Below are 13,412 nucleotides of genomic sequence, written 5' to 3'. Positions count from 1 at the left end.
ATTGTATCTACTAAAAATAACGAATAAAAAAAATATAATTACATCAAAACCTACTTTAAAAACGTGTTTATTTTTAACTAAAAAATGCTAAATTTTAACCACAGTATTATTTTTTGTAAAAACATGAAAGAAAAACTTTGAAAACAGTAAAAAAAGTTTAACTTTACAACATTATTAATTATTTATTTTATCAAATGAGAACAGGTACAGTAAAGTTCTTCAATGAATCAAAAGGATTTGGTTTTATTACAGACGAAACAACAGGACAAGACATTTTTGTTCATATTTCTGGATTAAAATCAAGAGAGTTAAAAGATGGCGATGTAGTAAACTACGTTGAATCTGATGGGAAAAAAGGAAAAATCGCAACAGACGTTGTTGTTTTATAATATACATACAAAATATATTACTTAGTTCCAAAACAAAGCACCTGCAAAATTGCAGGTGTTTTTTTTATAGCTACAAATTATTTATAACCATTATAAATTACACTAAAACCGTTAAAATGCTTAACAAAGCAAACCAATTGGTTTTTTATACGCTAGTATTAAATTATATTTGAAGTTTGAAAATTTAATGCACCAAACAACATGCAATCAAATCAATTAGATTTAATTCCAATCCTTATGCAGCTTGGGCTGGCAGCGGGTTTTGTTTTTGTTACCATTATAATTTCGGGTTTTTTAGGTCCTAAAAAAGCATCAAAAAATAAAGATGTAAACTTTGAATGCGGTATCGAATCGTTCGGTAATGCCCGCGTACCATTCAATGTACGTTACTTTTTAGTAGCAATTCTATTTGTTTTGTTTGATGTTGAAGTAATCTTCATGTATCCATGGGCCGTAAATTTCATGGAATTAGGTTGGGAAGGCTTATATAAAATGGGCATTTTTATGTTCTTACTTATCATAGGCTTACTTTATGAATTTAAGAAAAAAGGGTTAGAGTTTGAATAAATGCAGTAATTAATTATGAGTAATCCATCAAACATAAAACAAGTTGCACCTCCGGCCGGTTATTCGGGCGAAGGTTTTTTTGCAACCAAATTAAGCGAAGTGGTAGGTTTAGCACGTGCCAATTCTATGTGGCCGTTACCCTTTGCAACATCGTGCTGCGGTATTGAATACATGGCAACTATGGCAGCTACTTATGATATTGGTCGATTTGGATCAGAACGTATGAGCTTTTCTCCACGCCAAGCCGATATGCTTTTAGTAATGGGAACCATTGCAAAAAAAATGGCCCCAATTTTACGCCAAGTATACGAACAAATGGCCGAACCTAAATGGGTTATTGCCGTTGGTGCTTGTGCAAGTACAGGTGGTGTTTTTGACACCTACTCGGTATTACAAGGTATAGACAAAGTAATTCCTGTAGACGTTTACGTACCTGGTTGTCCACCACGTCCAGAGCAAATTTTAGACGGTATTTTAGAACTGCAAAAAATCGTTAAAAACGAATCGGTTCGCCGTAGAAGCAGCGATGAATACAAAGATTTATTAAACTCATATAACATTAAATAACATGAGCTTAACAAACGATATTATTCAGCAAACTTTAAGCCAACAATTTGCCCCAAAAGTGGAAAATTTCCATGTATTACATGACATGTTGGCGTTTGAAGTTAAAAAAGAAGCTTCTTTTGAAGTGATTAAATTCTTAAAAGAAAATGCTTCAATGAACTTTAATTTCTTAACAGATGTTTGCGGTGTACACTACCCAGATTATGACCAAGACCGCCAATTTTGTGTAGTTTATCATTTACACAATTGGTTCGAAAATATTAGAATACGCGTAAAAGTATTTTTACCCGCAAACAATCCAGAGGCTGAAAGCATTGTTTCGTTGTATCCTGCAGCAAACTGGCAAGAGCGCGAAACGTATGATTTCTACGGAATTGTATTTAAAAACCATCCACAATTAAAACGTATTTTAAATATGGATGAAATGGAATCTTTCCCACTTAGAAAAGAATTTCCTTTAGAAGATCAAGGTAGAACCGATAAAGACGACCGTTTCTTTGGTAGAACAGGTCCTAATTGCTAATACAAATACTATGTCTGATTTATTATTAGTTCCAGAAAAGCGATTTGAAAAACAAATCCAGGAAACAAAAGAAAAAGATGGTGTAGAATTATCTATTTTAAATTTAGGTCCTACACACCCTGCAACTCACGGTATTTTTCAAAACATTCTTTTAATGGATGGTGAAAAAATCATCGATGGAGAAGGAACCGTTGGATACATTCACCGTGCCTTTGAAAAAATTGCCGAAAACCGTCCGTTTTATCAAATAAACGTATTAACCGATCGTTTAAACTACTGTTCATCGCCAATAAACAATACAGGTTGGTGGATGACGGTTGAAAAAGCTTTAGGTATCGAAATTCCAAAACGTGTGCAATACATGCGTGTAATTATAATGGAATTAGCCCGTATTGCCGATCACATTATATGTAGTTCGGTTATGGGGGTTGATACCGGTGCACTTACCGGCTTTTTATACGTAATGCAATACCGCGAGAAAATATACGAAATTTACGAAGAGATTTGTGGGGCGCGTTTAACAACTAACATGGGTAGAATTGGTGGTTTTGAACGCGATTGGAACGAAACAGCTTGGAGAAAAATTGATGAGTTTTTAGCTGAATTTCCTGCCGTTTGGACCGAGTTTGAAAACATGTTAACACGTAACCGTATTTTTATGGACCGTACCATTGGTGCGGGTGCTGTTGACGCAGATATGGCAATGAGCTATGGTTTTACAGGCCCTAACTTACGTGCTGCTGGTGTTGATTACGACATACGTGTTGCTAGCCCTTATTGTTCGTACGAAGATTTTGAATTTGAAATTCCTGTAGGTCAAAACGGTGATTGTTACGATCGCTTTTGTGTACGTAACGCAGAAGTTTGGGAAAGTATGAAAATTATTCGCCAAGCGTTAGAAAAAATGCCTGCTGAAGGCGGTTATCACGCCGATGTTCCCGATTACTACCTTCCTCCAAAAGAAGATGTATACAACAATATGGAAGCCCTAATTTATCACTTTAAAATTGTAATGGGCGAAATTCCAGTTCCAAATACCGAAGTGTACCACTCTGTTGAAGGTGGAAATGGTGAATTAGGCTACTATTTAATTACAAATGGCAGCCGTGTTCCTTACCGTTTACACTTCCGCAGACCTTGTTTCATTTATTACCAAGCATTTAACGAAATTGTAAAAGGCCGCAGCTTATCTGATGCCATTATTACCCTTTCTAGTATGAACGTTATTGCAGGTGAATTAGACTGTTAACATATGGAAACAATACAAAAAAATTACCATCAAGATATAAATATTACTCCGGCGTTAATGGAACGTATCAACGAATTGATTAGCCATTATCCCGAAGGAAAGCAGAAATCGGCTTTATTACCCGTTTTACACGAATTACAAGATGCACATGACAATTGGTTAAGTGTAGCTTTACAAAACAAAGCAGCCGAATTACTAAACATTACACCTATTGAAGTGTACGAAGTAGTTACTTTTTACACCATGTTTAACCAAAAACCAGTAGGAAAATATATGTTGGAATTCTGTGTAACATCGTGTTGTGCTATAAACAAAGCCGAAGATGTAATGGATTATACTTGTGAAAAATTAGGTGTAAAACCTGGCCAAGTAACTGCAGACGGATTATTCTCTGTAGTTGGTGTACAATGTTTAGGTGCTTGTGGCTACGCCCCAATGTTACAGTTGGGCGATTTTTACCACGAACACTTAACCAAAGAAAAGGTAGATCAGCTGATTGCTGATTGTAAAGAAGGAAAAATAACATTACACGATAAATAATACCATGGGACAAAAAATATTATTTGAAAAAATCCATATTCCGGGTATCAAAAATTACGATGTTTATCGCGAAAATGGTGGATACGCTTCTGTTGAAAAAGCATTAAAAATGAACCCCGACGACATTACCGAAGAAGTTAAAACTTCAGGTTTACGTGGGCGCGGTGGTGCAGGTTTCCCTGTAGGTTTAAAATGGAGTTTTATTGACAAAAAATCAGGTAATCCACGCCATTTAGTTTGTAATGCCGACGAATCGGAACCAGGTACGTTTAAAGACCGTTACCTTATGGAATACATTCCGCATTTGTTAATTGAAGGAATGATTACATCATCGTTTGCATTAGGTGCAAACCTTTCGTACATATACATTCGTGGCGAATATATGTGGGTTTTTAAAACCTTAGAACGTGCCATTAAAGAAGCCTATGCCGCAGGTTGGCTGGGTAAAAATATAAAAGGATCGGGCTACGATTTAGATCTTCACGTTCATTGCGGTGGTGGTGCTTACATTTGTGGCGAAGAAACCGCTTTAATAGAATCGTTAGAAGGTAAACGTGGTAATCCACGTATTAAACCGCCTTTCCCAGCTGTTAAAGGTTTATGGCAAAACCCTACGGTTGTTAACAATGTAGAATCTATAGCATCAGTGCCATGGATTTTGTTAAATTCTGGTGCCGATTATGCTAAAATTGGTTTAGGTAGATCTACCGGTACCAAACTATTTTCAGTTTCAGGTCATGTTAAAAAACCAGGTGTTTATGAAATTGAAATGGGTATAACCGTTGATGAATTTATGAATTCAGATGAATATTGCGGCGGTATGATTGACGATCGTCCATTAAAAGGATTAATTCCTGGTGGTTCATCAGTACCTATTCTTCCACAACATTTAATTTTTAAAACTGCAAACGGTGAAGATCGTTTAATGACTTATGAATCATTGGCCGATGGAGGTTTTGCAACAGGTTCATCGTTAGGTTCGGGCGGATTTATTGTTTATAACGATACCGCTTGTATTGTAAGAAATACATGGAATTTTTCAAGATTCTACCACCACGAAAGCTGTGGGCAATGCTCACCTTGTAGAGAAGGAACTGGATGGATGGAGAAAATTTTATGGCGTATTGAAAACGGTCACGGAACAGAGGAAGATATTGATGTATTGTGGAGTGTACAAGCAAAAATAGAAGGCAACACCATTTGTCCGTTGGGCGATGCTGCTGCTTGGCCTGTAGCTGCAGCTATTCGTCACTTTAGAGATGAATTTGAATACCACATTCGTTTCCCAGAAAAAATAAAAAACAGAGATCATTTTGTAAATGAGCCTTTTGAAAAAGTAAAACATTTAGTAGCAAAGCAAACCCTATAAATTTAGTTTAATGTTCAATGTGAACTGTTCGATGTAAAACATCAACCCTAAACTTGAAACCTTAAACCTTAAACTAAAAAAGAAATGAAAGTTACAATAGACGGAATAGAAATTGAAGTAGAACCAGGAACCACCGTATTACAAGCTGCCCGCATGATTGGTGGCGATGTGGTACCACCTGCCATGTGTTACTATTCTAAATTAAAAGATACAGGCGGTAACTGCCGTGCATGTTTAGTGGAAGTATCAAAAGGTAGTGAAGCAGATCCACGACCTATGCCAAAAATGATGCCTTCGTGTAAAACAGGTGTTATGGACGGTATGGAAGTTAAAGTAAAAACTTCAGACAGAGCCTTAGATGCCCGCAAAGCAGTTACAGAATTTTTATTAATAAACCACCCATTAGATTGCCCCGTTTGTGACCAAGCAGGTGAGTGTGATTTGCAAAACCTGTCGTTCAAACACGGTTTAGAAAAAACGCGTTTTAAAGAAGAAAAACGTACGTTTGAACCTGAAAACATTGGTGATAACATACAACTACACATGAATCGTTGTATTTTATGTTACCGTTGTGTACATACAGCTGAACAAATTTGTGGCAGTAGAAATCACGGTGTTTTAAACCGAGGCGATCACGCACAAATATCTACATACGTTTCTGCAGCTATCGATCATGAAATGAGTGGAAACATGATTGATGTTTGTCCGGTTGGTGCATTAACAGATAAAACATTCCGTTTTAAATCGCGCGTTTGGTTTAACAAGCCTTATAATGCGCACAGAAATTGTGATAAATGCTGTGGTAAAACAACCGTTTGGATGTTTGGTAACGAAATTCAGCGTGTTACTGCACGCAAAGATGAATATCATGAAGTAGAAGATTTCATTTGCAACGAATGTCGTTTTGACCATAAAGATGTAAACGATTGGGTAATTGAAGGACCACGTAAGTTTGAAAAATTCTCGGTAATCAATCAAAACAACTACACCCGTAAAATGGAAAACGTAAAAATTGATACCGAAAAACAAATTTTAGAAGGTCGTGATCAAGATCGTAAAAAAATTAGTATGAAAGAAGTTCCATATAAAAACACCGAAAATAGTTAATTATGGAAGAAGCTATTATAATAGAAAAAAGCGTAATAATTGTAGCTGTTTTTGCTATAACTATGTTGTTTGCCATGTATTGCACCTTGGCAGAACGTAAGATTGCGGCATGGATACAAGACCGTAGAGGACCTAACCGTGCCGGACCAGGTGGTGTATTACAACCTTTAGCCGATGGTTTAAAACTTTTTGCAAAAGAAGAATTTATGCCTAACACACCTAACACCTTTTTGTTTGTATTTGGTCCGTTTATTTCAATGACAATGGCATTGATGACTTCGGCTGTAATTCCGTGGGGCGATACGTTAGAAATTGCTGGTAGAAAAGTAATATTACAAGCAGCTGATATTAACGTAGCAATGCTTTATGTATTTGCAGTTTTATCTGTAAGTGTATACGGTATTATGATTGGTGGTTGGGCATCAAACAACAAATATTCATTAATAAGTGCAATGCGTGTGGCATCGCAAATGATTTCTTATGAAATAGCAATGGGTTTATCTATTGTTGCTATTTTAATGATGTACAGCTCAATGAGTTTACGCGAAATTGCTGCAGGTCAGCATGAAATGCATTGGAATATTTTTTACCAACCATTAGGCTTTTTCATATTTTTAATTTGTTCGTTTGCCGAAACTAATAGAACTCCTTTTGATTTAGCAGAATGTGAACAAGAGTTAATTGGTGGATACCATACTGAATATTCATCAATGCGTATGGGATTCTTTTTATTTGCAGAATACGCAGCAATGTTTATCTCATCAACCCTATTAGCAGTTTTATACTTAGGCGCATACAATTACCCTGGTATGACATGGGCTGCCGAAAATTGGGGAGAAAACACAGCCAATTTAATAGGTATTGCCGTATTATTTGCTAAAATATGTTTCTTTATATTTTTATACATGTGGGTACGTTGGACCATACCACGTTTCCGTTATGATCAGTTAATGAATTTAGGCTGGAAAACATTAATTCCGTTAGCAATCATTAATATTGTTATCACAGCGGTTGTATTATTATTAACGCGCTAAAAAATTAAAAAGTATGTCAATTCAAAATATATCCTTATCGGGCCGCAAAAAGCAGGTATCTAATAAAGAAATGACCTTGGGCGAGCGTTTGTACATTGGTGCAATTGCAGGCGGTATGGCTACCACTTTTAAACATTTATTTAAAAAGAAAGTAACCATTAGTTACCCCGAAGAAACACGTCCGTTTAGTCCGGTTTATCGCGGGCAACACATGTTAATGCGTGATGAAGAAGGCCGTGAACGTTGTACAGCTTGTGGTTTATGTGCGTTATCATGCCCTGCCGAAGCCATTACAATGAAAGCAGCAGAACGTAAACCAGAAGAAAAACATTTGTATCGCGAAGAAAAATACGCCGAAATTTACGAAATTAACATGTTGCGTTGTATTTACTGTGGTTTATGCGAAGAAGCTTGCCCTAAACAAGCTATCTATTTAACAACATCGAAAAAAATTGTGAAGGCAGATACCAATCGCGAGCATTTCATCTTCGGAAAAGAACAATTAGTAATGCCTTTAGAACAAGCAATACGTAACACCACTAAATCAGAATAAAAATGATAGAGATTTTATTTTACATTCTTTCGGCTGTTACTTTAGGAAGTGCGTTTTTAACCATACTTTCTAAAAACCCAATTCACAGTGCCATTTGGTTGGTAGTTTGCTTTTTTAGCGTTGCTGGCCATTACGCCTTGTTAAACTCGCAATTTTTAGCAATGGTTCATATTATTGTATATTCAGGTGCAATTATGATTTTAATGTTGTTTACCATTATGCTTATGAACCTAAATGTTAGCGATGAAATTGCCAAACCTGTAGTAACAAAAATTCTTGCAACGGTATGTTTTTGTTTGATAGGTTTCTTTTTAGTAAGCGCATTAGCACAAAATGCCCCGGCAATTGAAACATACACAACAACAGGTGCCGATTTCCAATCGATACAAGTGTTAGGTAAAGTATTACTTAATGAATTTGTGGTTCCGTTTGAAATGGCTGCTGTTTTATTATTAATGGCAATGATTGGCGCTGTATTAATATCTAAAAAAGAGAAAAAAACTACATAATATGGAACAGGTTTTACAACAAATTGGTATAGACCAATACATATTTTTAGCCATATTATTATTTTGTATTGGTGCGTTTGGTATTTTATACCGTAGAAACGCAATTGTAATGTTTATGTCTATTGAGATTATGTTGAATGCTGCTAACTTATTGTTAGTTGCTTTTTCTAACTATCACGAAGATGCAAACGGACAAGTATTTGTATTTTTTACAATGGCTGTTGCCGCAGCAGAAGTTGCAATTGGCTTGGCCATTTTAGTAGCCATTTACAGAAACATTGGATCAATTGATATTGATAAACTTAAAAATTTAAAAGGATAGCATGAGTACAACACTATTACTACTTACATTGATTTTCCCTTTAGTTGGTACACTAGTCAACGGATTTTGGGGTAAACATTTAAGCAAAAAGGTATCGGGTACTATTGCAACGGTTGCTATTGCAGCATCATTTGTTACTTCATGCTTATTTTTTGCTTATATACAATCAACCCAACAGCCTATAAAAGTTGTTTTGTTTGAATGGATGAAATTCAGTTATTTTTCAATTGATTTCGGCTTTTATTTTGATCAATTAGCAGCACTTTGGCTATTGTTTATTACAGGTATTGGTACTTTAATTCATCTGTACTCTACAAGCTATATGAGCCACGATGAACATTTTGCTAAATTTTTCACCTATTTAAACTTCTTTGTTTTCTTTATGTTGATTTTAGTAACAGGAAGCAATTTAGCAATGATGTTTATTGGTTGGGAAGGTGTTGGTTTATGTTCGTACTTATTAATTGGTTTTTGGTATAAAAACCAAGATTACAACAACGCAGCAAAAAAAGCATTTATAATGAACCGTATTGGTGATTTAGGCTTTTTAGTAGGCATTTTTGTAACAGGCTATTTGTATCATACATTAGATTTTGTAGCCTTACAACAACACAGCTATTTAGCACCAAGTTTAGGTATTGCAACTATGGCGTTTTTTATTGCAGCAACTGGTAAAAGTGCTCAGTTACCATTGTACACTTGGTTACCCGATGCAATGGCCGGGCCAACACCGGTATCGGCATTAATACACGCTGCAACCATGGTTACAGCTGGTATTTTTATGATAACGCGTTTAAACTTTTTGTTCGATTTAACACCAAATGTACAGCATATTATTGCAGTTATTGGAGCGGTAACATCGTTGGTAGCTGCTACAATTGCGTTAGTACAAAACGATATTAAAAAAGTATTAGCTTATTCAACCGTATCGCAATTAGGATTAATGTTTTTAGCATTGGGCTTAGGTGCTTACGAAGTAGCTGTTTTTCACGTAATAACTCATGCTTTTTTTAAGGCGTGTTTATTCTTGGGATCTGGATCGGTGATACACGCAATAGGTGGCGAACAAGACATGAGACACATGGGTGGATTAAAAAAACATATGAAAATTACCTATGCAACTTTTTTTGTATCAACTTTAGCCATTTCAGGATTTCCTCCGTTATCAGGTTTCTTTTCAAAAGACGAGATTTTACTAACAGCATTTCATCACAATACTGTTTTATGGATAATTGCTAGTTTGGCTTCAATACTTACTGCTTTTTATATGTTCCGTTTGTTATTTTTAACATTCTCAAATTCATTCAGAGGAACTAAAGAACAAGAAAGTCATTTACACGAAAGTCCTTCGGCAATTACAATGCCTTTGGTTATTTTAGCAGCATTAGCAACAGTTGGTGGTTTAATAAGTATTCCAGGTAACAGTTGGCTAAATCAATTTTTAAAGCCAGTTATTAAAAACAGTGCTACTTTACATCCACATACATTAGGTACTACCGAATACATTTTAATGGGCTTAGCAGTTATAGGCGCTTTTATTGGCTTAGGTGTTGCGTACATGAAGTACGTTAAAAACAAACAAGTACCTGTTAATGACAACAATGTAGCTGGTATTCAAGCAATATTAGCCAACAAATATTATTTAGATGAAATTTATGTATTCTTAATTGTGCAACCAATTAACTTTTTGGGATCATTCTTTAAAAAACAAATTGAAGCATTAATTAACGGAGTAGTTTTAAGTTTCGGTCGTATTCCTTCAGAACTATCATATCAAGGTAAAAAAGCACAGAACGGAAACATTGGCTTGTATTTATTTGCCTTTGTAATTGGTGTTTGTGGGTTGATCTATTATTTATTTATGTGTTACTAAAATTATAGCAATGAATTGTTTAATTATTTTACTTATATATGTATTAGGTGCAGTTGCAACTTTAGCTTCAAATTCAAAAAACGCTGCTAAAATTGCATTAGTAACCAGTTTAATAAATGCTGTTATTGCTTTAGTTTTAACAGGTAATTATTTAAATGGAACCGATGTTTCGTTTACACAACAATGGATGACAAATCCAAATATATCGTTAGCTTTTGTGGTTGATGGATTAAGCCTAACTATGTTGTTATTAACAACCTTATTGTTACCGATTATTATTTTGGCATCGTTTAATACTTTGTACTCAAAAGCAAATCAGCTTTATGCTTTGGTTTTGTTTATGGCATTTGCAATGGCAGGTACATTTTTAGCACAAGATGGTTTGGTTTACTATATTTTTTGGGAATTAGCCTTATTACCAATCTTTTTCATTGGTTTATTGTGGGGCAGTGGCGATTGGGCTGAGCGCAAACGTGTAATGATAACGTTCTTTATTTACACTTTTGCTGGTTCTTTGTTTATGCTTGCTGCTTTTGCTTATTTATACAGTTTAACTGGTAGTTTTGCTTGGACAGATTTAACTAAAGCAATGCTAACAACTAAAGAAGCCAATTACATTTTCTTAGCGTTTTTCTTAGCGTATGGCATTAAAATTCCTGTTTTTCCATTACACACTTGGCAGGCAAATACGTATGAAAAATCGCCAACAATTGGTACTATGTTATTGTCTGGTATCATGTTAAAAATGGGTATTTATTCCATTTTACGTTGGCAAATGCCAATTGCAGGAAATGTTTCATCGCAAATAATTAATACCGTAGTTGTTTTGTGTATTATTGGCATTATTTACGCATCGTTAATTGCTTTGCGTTCGCAAAATTTAAAACGCTTACTAGCATATTCATCAATGGCTCACGTTGGTTTAATAGCTGCAGGTGCATATGTGGGTAATATCACAGGTTACCAAGGAGCTGTAATACAAATGGTAGCACACGGTTTTGTTGTAGTTGGTTTGTTTTATGTAGCCGATATTATTTATAAAAGATACGACACGTACGAAATTAAAGATATGGGTGGCATACGTGCACAAGCTCCTAAGTTCACAACCTTCTTTTTAATTATATTATTTGCATCGATAGGATTACCAGGTACTTTTGGATTTATTGGCGAATTTACTTTATTGTTTGCACTTTCAGAAAAAGAAATACTTTATGCAATTTTTGCAGGTACATCAATCATTTTAGGAGCTTATTACATGCTTAAAATGTTTCAAAATGCAGTTTTAGGCACAACCGATACCAAAGTTTTTGCAGAAGTTACTACAAAAGAATATGTAGTATTAACAATTATTTGCGTGGTTTTAATTGGTTTAGGAATCTATCCAAAATTACTAACCGATTTATTTATTTTTTAGAACATAGAAAAATTAAACTATGAGTACATTAATAGCTTTAGCATCTTTAGCAGTTCTTATATTAGTATTAGAAATTATTAACCTGCGCAAAACCATTGTTCCACTTACTTTAATAGGTTTGTTGGTTGCTTTGGGCATCAATATTGGTGATTATAATACTGTTGAATCGTTTTACAATAACATGATTGTAGTAAACAAATCAACCGTATTGTTTAACGCCTTATTTATTGTAATTACCTTTTTTATAGTAGCTTTAGGTCAATCATTTTATAAAGAGCAATACGATAAAATATCAGATTATACATCGTTAAAAATATTTTTATTAATTGGAGCTTACTGTATGGTTTCATTAGGAAACTTAGTAATGTTCTTTTTAGGATTAGAAATTTTATCAATTACCTTATACATTTTAGCAGGAAGTGATCGAACAAATATTAAAAGTAACGAAGCCGGAATGAAATATTTTTTAATGGGTTCATTTGCATCGGGTTTTATTTTGTTTGGTATTGCTTTAATTTATGGCGCAACTGCAGCATTCGATATCGATCAAATTATAACTGCTAGCACTCAATTAACAATGCCTAAATGGTTTACAGTAGGTTTTGCTTTAATGCTTGTAGGTTTGTTATTTAAAATTGCTGCATTCCCATTCCATTTTTGGGCACCCGATGTATATCAAGGCGCTCCAATACTTACAACAACAACTATGAGCACTTTAGCTAAAGTTGCTGCTGTAGCTGCTTTTTATAAATTAAGTGTTGTATTTTTCCCTGCAATGCCAGAGACTTTTACTAGTTTAATTGCCTTTTTAATTGCCGCTACTTTGGTTGTAGGTAACATAATGGCTTTAAAACAAAATAACATAAAACGTTTAATGGCTTACTCGGGTATATCACATGCAGGTTTTATGTTATTAGCAATATTATTAGGCACCACGGCAGAACCTTATTTATTTTACTATATGGTAGCTTATGCAATTGCAGGTATTGCAGCATTCAGCGTAATTTTATATGTATGCCAAGATAAAAACGAAGAACTTATTATGCATTTTCGTGGTTTTGCAAAACACAAACCAGTATTAGCAGTAACATTGTCGTTAGCCTTATTATCAATGGCGGGTATCCCTATTTTAGCAGGTTTTTTTGGTAAACTTTTCTTGTTTACAGAAGCTTTAAAACAAGGGTATTATGTTACAGTTATTACAGCGGTAATTACATCAATCATCAGTATTTATTATTATTTTAAAGTAATTATTACCATGTTTACTTATAAAAATGCCGATGTAAAAACGGTTTACACCAAAAACACCGTGTACACTGTAGTTGCAATTACAGCAATTCTTATTAATCTTATTATCGGATTTTGTCCATCATTAATCATAGATTTATTTTAGTTA

The 13,412-nt window shown here is 34.7% G+C and carries 15 protein-coding genes; all 15 read left to right on the top strand.

Annotated elements, in window-relative coordinates:
* Window positions 1-194: 194 nt before the first annotated feature.
* Entirely contained in the window at window positions 195-389 is a 195-nt protein-coding gene (locus P3875_RS10840) for a cold-shock protein (protein ID WP_091517786.1), read from the top strand.
* Window positions 390-590: 201 nt separating this feature from the next.
* Window positions 591-956 (top strand): NADH-quinone oxidoreductase subunit A, encoded by a 366-nt coding sequence (locus P3875_RS10835; RefSeq protein ID WP_303443980.1) that lies wholly within the window; start codon window positions 591-593, stop codon window positions 954-956.
* Between the two features lie 15 nt (window positions 957-971).
* Window positions 972-1,523 (top strand): NADH-quinone oxidoreductase subunit B, encoded by a 552-nt coding sequence (locus P3875_RS10830; protein WP_303443979.1) that lies wholly within the window; start codon window positions 972-974, stop codon window positions 1,521-1,523.
* A 1-nt stretch (window position 1,524) separates the two neighbouring features.
* Window positions 1,525-2,046, top strand: coding sequence for an NADH-quinone oxidoreductase subunit C (locus P3875_RS10825; protein WP_303443978.1), 522 nt, complete (start codon window positions 1,525-1,527; stop codon window positions 2,044-2,046).
* Between the two features lie 10 nt (window positions 2,047-2,056).
* Entirely contained in the window at window positions 2,057-3,295 is a 1,239-nt protein-coding gene (locus P3875_RS10820; RefSeq protein WP_303443977.1) for an NADH-quinone oxidoreductase subunit D, read from the top strand.
* A 3-nt stretch (window positions 3,296-3,298) separates the two neighbouring features.
* Window positions 3,299-3,835, top strand: coding sequence for a complex I 24 kDa subunit family protein (locus P3875_RS10815; RefSeq protein ID WP_303443976.1), 537 nt, complete (start codon window positions 3,299-3,301; stop codon window positions 3,833-3,835).
* Window positions 3,836-3,839: 4 nt separating this feature from the next.
* A complete protein-coding gene (gene nuoF / locus P3875_RS10810) occupies window positions 3,840-5,204 on the top strand; it encodes an NADH-quinone oxidoreductase subunit NuoF (protein ID WP_303443975.1) in 1,365 nt (454 codons plus the stop codon).
* Between the two features lie 84 nt (window positions 5,205-5,288).
* The gene (locus P3875_RS10805; RefSeq protein WP_303443974.1) at window positions 5,289-6,311 is read left to right on the top strand and encodes a 2Fe-2S iron-sulfur cluster-binding protein; all 1,023 of its coding nucleotides are present in this window, start codon (window positions 5,289-5,291) and stop codon (window positions 6,309-6,311) included.
* Window positions 6,312-6,313: 2 nt separating this feature from the next.
* Complete coding sequence (nuoH, locus tag P3875_RS10800; RefSeq protein ID WP_303443973.1) at window positions 6,314-7,345, top strand: NADH-quinone oxidoreductase subunit NuoH; 1,032 nt, start codon at window positions 6,314-6,316, stop codon at window positions 7,343-7,345.
* A 13-nt stretch (window positions 7,346-7,358) separates the two neighbouring features.
* Entirely contained in the window at window positions 7,359-7,898 is a 540-nt protein-coding gene (locus P3875_RS10795; protein ID WP_303443972.1) for a NuoI/complex I 23 kDa subunit family protein, read from the top strand.
* Between the two features lie 2 nt (window positions 7,899-7,900).
* Complete coding sequence (locus tag P3875_RS10790) at window positions 7,901-8,407, top strand: NADH-quinone oxidoreductase subunit J family protein (RefSeq protein WP_303443971.1); 507 nt, start codon at window positions 7,901-7,903, stop codon at window positions 8,405-8,407.
* A 1-nt stretch (window position 8,408) separates the two neighbouring features.
* Window positions 8,409-8,729: an NADH-quinone oxidoreductase subunit NuoK gene (gene nuoK / locus P3875_RS10785; RefSeq protein WP_303443970.1), complete on the top strand. Its 321-nt coding sequence runs from the start codon at window positions 8,409-8,411 to the stop codon at window positions 8,727-8,729.
* Between the two features lies 1 nt (window position 8,730).
* Window positions 8,731-10,602, top strand: coding sequence for an NADH-quinone oxidoreductase subunit L (nuoL, locus tag P3875_RS10780; RefSeq protein ID WP_303443969.1), 1,872 nt, complete (start codon window positions 8,731-8,733; stop codon window positions 10,600-10,602).
* Window positions 10,603-10,612: 10 nt separating this feature from the next.
* The gene (locus P3875_RS10775) at window positions 10,613-12,016 is read left to right on the top strand and encodes a complex I subunit 4 family protein (RefSeq protein WP_303443968.1); all 1,404 of its coding nucleotides are present in this window, start codon (window positions 10,613-10,615) and stop codon (window positions 12,014-12,016) included.
* Window positions 12,017-12,035: 19 nt separating this feature from the next.
* Complete coding sequence (locus P3875_RS10770; RefSeq protein WP_303443967.1) at window positions 12,036-13,409, top strand: NADH-quinone oxidoreductase subunit N; 1,374 nt, start codon at window positions 12,036-12,038, stop codon at window positions 13,407-13,409.
* Window positions 13,410-13,412: the final 3 nt, after the last annotated feature.

The organism is Myroides sp. JBRI-B21084 (genome assembly GCF_030545015.1).
Taxonomy (GTDB): Bacteria; Bacteroidota; Bacteroidia; order Flavobacteriales; family Flavobacteriaceae; genus Flavobacterium.
The sequence above is the reverse complement of the archived record's forward strand: the minus strand, read 5'-3'. Positions and strand labels throughout refer to the sequence as shown.

Excerpts from the sequence above, each read along its gene's own strand:
- P3875_RS10840 (WP_091517786.1), top strand. The coding sequence starts at position 195 with ATGAGAACAGGTACAGTAAAGTTCTTCAATGAATCAAAAGGATTTGGT.
- P3875_RS10835 (WP_303443980.1), top strand. The coding sequence starts at position 591 with ATGCAATCAAATCAATTAGATTTAATTCCAATCCTTATGCAGCTTGGG.
- P3875_RS10830 (WP_303443979.1), top strand. The coding sequence starts at position 972 with ATGAGTAATCCATCAAACATAAAACAAGTTGCACCTCCGGCCGGTTAT.
- P3875_RS10825 (WP_303443978.1), top strand. The coding sequence starts at position 1,525 with ATGAGCTTAACAAACGATATTATTCAGCAAACTTTAAGCCAACAATTT.
- P3875_RS10820 (WP_303443977.1), top strand. The coding sequence starts at position 2,057 with ATGTCTGATTTATTATTAGTTCCAGAAAAGCGATTTGAAAAACAAATC.
- P3875_RS10815 (WP_303443976.1), top strand. The coding sequence starts at position 3,299 with ATGGAAACAATACAAAAAAATTACCATCAAGATATAAATATTACTCCG.
- nuoF (WP_303443975.1), top strand. The coding sequence starts at position 3,840 with ATGGGACAAAAAATATTATTTGAAAAAATCCATATTCCGGGTATCAAA.
- P3875_RS10805 (WP_303443974.1), top strand. The coding sequence starts at position 5,289 with ATGAAAGTTACAATAGACGGAATAGAAATTGAAGTAGAACCAGGAACC.
- nuoH (WP_303443973.1), top strand. The coding sequence starts at position 6,314 with ATGGAAGAAGCTATTATAATAGAAAAAAGCGTAATAATTGTAGCTGTT.
- P3875_RS10795 (WP_303443972.1), top strand. The coding sequence starts at position 7,359 with ATGTCAATTCAAAATATATCCTTATCGGGCCGCAAAAAGCAGGTATCT.
- P3875_RS10790 (WP_303443971.1), top strand. The coding sequence starts at position 7,901 with ATGATAGAGATTTTATTTTACATTCTTTCGGCTGTTACTTTAGGAAGT.
- nuoK (WP_303443970.1), top strand. The coding sequence starts at position 8,409 with ATGGAACAGGTTTTACAACAAATTGGTATAGACCAATACATATTTTTA.
- nuoL (WP_303443969.1), top strand. The coding sequence starts at position 8,731 with ATGAGTACAACACTATTACTACTTACATTGATTTTCCCTTTAGTTGGT.
- P3875_RS10775 (WP_303443968.1), top strand. The coding sequence starts at position 10,613 with ATGAATTGTTTAATTATTTTACTTATATATGTATTAGGTGCAGTTGCA.
- P3875_RS10770 (WP_303443967.1), top strand. The coding sequence starts at position 12,036 with ATGAGTACATTAATAGCTTTAGCATCTTTAGCAGTTCTTATATTAGTA.